Below are 3,991 nucleotides of genomic sequence, written 5' to 3' on the forward strand. Positions count from 1 at the left end.
GTCGAGGTGGCGTGTGCCGACGGGAAGCTCAAGCTGCTCGGGGTGCCGACGTTGACGGCGACGGCGGGATGATGCGGCCGCGGGCGCCGCACGATCCGCTTGATCAGCACCGCGGCGGCGTGCGCCGCGAACGCGCCGGCGCCGGCCACCAGCCAGCTGCGGCGCTTGGCCGGCTGCAGCACCGCTCCGATCGCCGATACGCCCAGCCAGCCGAGGCTGTGTTCACCGAAGTAGGACAGCACCCGGGCGACGGCCAACGCGCCGGGGCGATCCGCCAGCGCCGACTGCACCGCGACCAGCACGGCGACTTCGCCGCTCGGCGACGCCGACTCAGCCGCGTTGCCGGCCATTGCCAGCCATCACGTTTTTTCCGGCGGGCTGGGTGCCCAACAGCACCGTCTCCCATTTCTCCTTGCTGGACAGCACCGGCAGCGCGTCCCGGTAGACCCGGCGCATCTCGTCGAAGCGCCGCACCAGCTGGCGTTGGCGCCGCAACGATTGCCACAGCAGCGCGAACATCTTGTCCCGGTCACGTTGTCGGTAGACCGCGCCGCGACCGTCGGCCGTCGTGACCGTTGCGCCGTCCAGCGTCGAGAGCCGAAACCAGCGGGCGTCCTGCGTCGGCACGTTGAGCTGGGGACGCTGATGATGCTGCGGCTCGGTCTTTTTCAGCTGATGCAGAACTCCACGGATCAACCGGTAACCGATGGACAGCGGATGGACCGGCGGCTTCATCTCGTAGTTGCGCTGCGACGGCGCCGGCAGCTGGTCCGACGACGGCAACACCACCGCGTCCGGATATTCCTTACGCAGGCGGTGTACCTCGGGCAGGCCGGATTCCAGGATCGAAAAGATGTGCTCCGGGCCGGCCAGGAAGTCATCGATCGCCTTGTTCTGGATCGCGACCGTCGAATACTCAAGACAGGAAAGGTGTTTCAGTGTCGCCTTCAGGTGGCTACGAACCAGACCCTTGACGTCGCCGTCCCAGTGCATGGCCGCCACCACCAGCCGGTTGCGCAGGTGGAAGTAGGCCTGCCAGTCAATGGCGTCGTCTTTGTCGCTCCAGGCCATGTGCCAGATCGCCGCGCCGGGCAGGGTCGCGGTCGGGTAGCCGTGCTCGGCGGCCCGCAACCCGTAGTCGGCGTCGTCCCATTTGATGAACAGCGGCAACGGCTGACCGAGTTCTTCGGCGACCTCGCGGCCGATCATGCACGTCCACCAGCCGTTGTAGTCCACATCGATCCGACGGTGCAGCAACTGACTGCGAGGGTTGTTGTCGCTCAACGGATATTCGGCAAAGTCGTGGTCGTATTCGGTGTAGGGCGCCGCGGTCCACATGAAGTTGGCGCGGTCGACCATCTCGCCCATGATGTGCAGGTGCGAGGGCTCTTGCAGGTTGAGCATCTGGCCGCCGACCAGCATCGGCGCCTTGGCGAAACGGTGCATCGCGAGAATGCGCAGAATAGTGTCCGACTGCAACTCGATGTCGTCATCCATGAACAGAATCTGTTGGCAGTCGGTGTTTTTCAATGCCTCGTACATCACCCGGCTGTATCCACCGGAGCCGCCGAGGTTGGGCTGGTCATGGATGGTCAACCGGTCGCCGAGCGGCGCGGCGGCCGCGGCGAAGTCGGGGTGATCGCGGACCTTCGACGTACCCTGATCGGGCACGATCACGGCGCCGATCACCTTGTCCACCAACGGGTCAGCGGTGAGCTCGCGCAGCGCGTTGACGCAATCGTTCGGCCGGTTGAAGGTCGGAATGCCGATCGCGACGTTGGCGACGCCCGGCGCAGGCTCCTCGGAGTACCAGCCGGCGCTGCGCAGCGTCACTTCCGAGTCGGTGGTGATGTCGAACCAGATCCACCCGCCGTCTTCGAAAGGCTGCAGGCTCACCTGAAATTCGAGCACCGCCGGGCCGGCCTCCGTCGAGGCGAAATTCTGGCCCTCCACAAAGATCCTGGCACCGGTGGCCTTGGTGCGGTAGACGTCGACGCGACCCTGACCGGTGAGTTCGATGCACAGCACCACGGAGGTGCAGGTCGTCCAGCGACGCCAGTAGCTGGCCGGAAAGGCGTTGAAATACGTCGCGAACGACACCTCGGACTCGGACGGAATCTGCAGCGACGTGCGGTTACTGGCATGCGCACGGCGGGAATTCGTCGTCGACTCGTCCAGGTAGAGCTTGCGGACGTCGAGTGGCTCGCCCGGGCGCGGCAAGATCACGCGCGCCAGCAGGCTGACCGCTTTACTGGACTGCCGGGTCGCGGCCCGGGCGGCGTCGCCAACCGTGGTCTCACTCATCCGCGGGTGCTTCCTCTGCTGTTCTCGTCTCGAGCCTGAAGCGATGCGCCGTCACGCAGGTGCGGCGCCAGGACATTGTCGTACATGCTCAACGCACTGGCGATCGCCATGTGCATGTCGAGATATTGATAGGTGCCCAGACGCCCGCCGAAAAGCACCTTCGCCGAAGCGGTTTCGTTAGCCGCGCGGGTCCGGTAAGCGGCCAGCAGCGCGCGGTCGGCTTCGGTGTTGATCGGGTAGTACGGCTCGTCGTCGTGTTCGGCGAAGCGGGAGTATTCCCGCATGATCACCGTCTTGTCGGTCGGGTAGTCCCGCTCGGGATGGAAGTGGCGAAACTCGTGGATGCGGGTGTACGGGACGTCGGCGTCGTTGTAGTTCATCACCGGGGTGCCTTGAAAGTCGCCGGTTGGCAATACGTCGGTCTCGAAATCAAGTGTGCGCCAGCCCAAGTGGCCGTCGACATAGTCGAAGTAGCGGTCCAGCGGGCCGGTGTAGACCACTGGGGCATCCGGGCTGGCGGCTCGCAGCTCCTCGCGAACGTCGAACCAGTCGGTGTCGACCCGGACCTCGATCCGGTCGTCGGCGGCCATGTTCTGCAGCCAGGCCGTGTAACCGTCGACCGGCAGGCCTTCGTAGGTGTCGTTGAAGTAGCGGTTGTCGAAGGTATAGCGCACCGGCAGGCGGGTGATGTTGGACGCCGGCAACTCCTTGGGATCGGTCTGCCACTGCTTGGCGGTGTAGTGCTTGACGAACGCCTCGTAGAGCGGCCGGCCGATCAGCGAGATCGCTTTCTCTTCGAGGTTCTGCGCGTCGTCGGTGTCGATCTCGGCGGCCTGTTCGGCGATCAGCGCCCTGGCCTCGCCGGGGCTGAAGTAGCGGCCGAAGAATTGTGACACCAGTCCCAGCCCCATCGGGAACTGGTAGGCCTGACCGTCATGCATGGCAAAGACGCGGTGCTGGTAGCCAGTGAAGTCGGTGAACTGCCGCACGTAATCCCAGACCCGCTTGTTGGAGGTGTGGAAGAGGTGGGCGCCGTACTTGTGCACCTCGATGCCGGTCTGCGGCTCGGCCTCGGAATAGGCGTTACCGCCGATGTGCGCGCGACGTTCGACGACAAGCACCCGCTTGCCGAGCTGAGTAGCCGCGCGCTCGGCGATCGTCAGACCGAAAAAGCCGGAGCCGACGACATAGAGGTCGAAGCGACCGGAAGGAGAAGTCATCGGTTGCCTAGGGTATCGGACTGCGAGATCGTCGCCCGTGCGGCGCGGTGGTCTTATCGCCACTACGTCGCCGGCAAGGCCTTATAGCGGCGCGCCGGATAACGGTTGGCCGAGATTTGGTGACGAAAGTCGCGATTGGTTCACGATTAGGTCTCGTCACTCCAGTAACAACATTCACGTAAGTAACATCGGCCATGTGTCCGAATATCAGTAGTCAGACACCATGCGCGCCCCGGCACGCATGACAGACCGCAGTCCAGATTGAGGAGACTTCCGTGCCGAACCGACGTCGACGCAGGCTCTCGACAGCCACGAGCGCGTTCGCCGCTCTGGCCGTCGCGAGTCCTTTTGCTTACATCGCTGTTTGCGACCTGACCGCCAAGCCAGCACCCCAGCACCACGAGTTCGTTCGGGCCGCGTCCATGACCGACCTGCCCGGCGAGTTGATGGGCGCGCTGTCGCAGGGG

The 3,991-nt window shown here is 64.7% G+C and carries 2 protein-coding genes and 2 pseudogenes; 1 reads left to right on the top strand and 3 read right to left on the bottom strand.

What is annotated here, in order from left to right:
* From AC2VOG_RS20900 to glf, 3 genes and pseudogenes are all read right to left on the bottom strand, one after another.
* Positions 1 to 350, bottom strand: a pseudogene (locus tag AC2VOG_RS20900) (phosphatase PAP2 family protein); the annotation flags it as partial.
* A complete protein-coding gene (locus tag AC2VOG_RS20905; protein ID WP_486941724.1) occupies positions 331 to 2,304 on the bottom strand; it encodes a glycosyltransferase in 1,974 nt (657 codons plus the stop codon). The pseudogene AC2VOG_RS20900 and the gene AC2VOG_RS20905, both read right to left, overlap by 20 nt.
* Complete coding sequence (gene glf, locus AC2VOG_RS20910) at positions 2,301 to 3,524, bottom strand: UDP-galactopyranose mutase (protein ID WP_486941725.1); 1,224 nt, start codon at positions 3,522 to 3,524, stop codon at positions 2,301 to 2,303. Before glf ends, AC2VOG_RS20905 begins: the two co-directional genes overlap by 4 nt.
* Before the next feature lie 275 nt (positions 3,525 to 3,799).
* Between glf and AC2VOG_RS20915 the strand changes: the two are divergent.
* Positions 3,800 to 3,991 (top strand): annotated as a pseudogene (locus AC2VOG_RS20915) (hypothetical protein); the annotation flags it as partial.

This window comes from Mycobacterium sp. TH-M11, assembly GCF_057473725.1.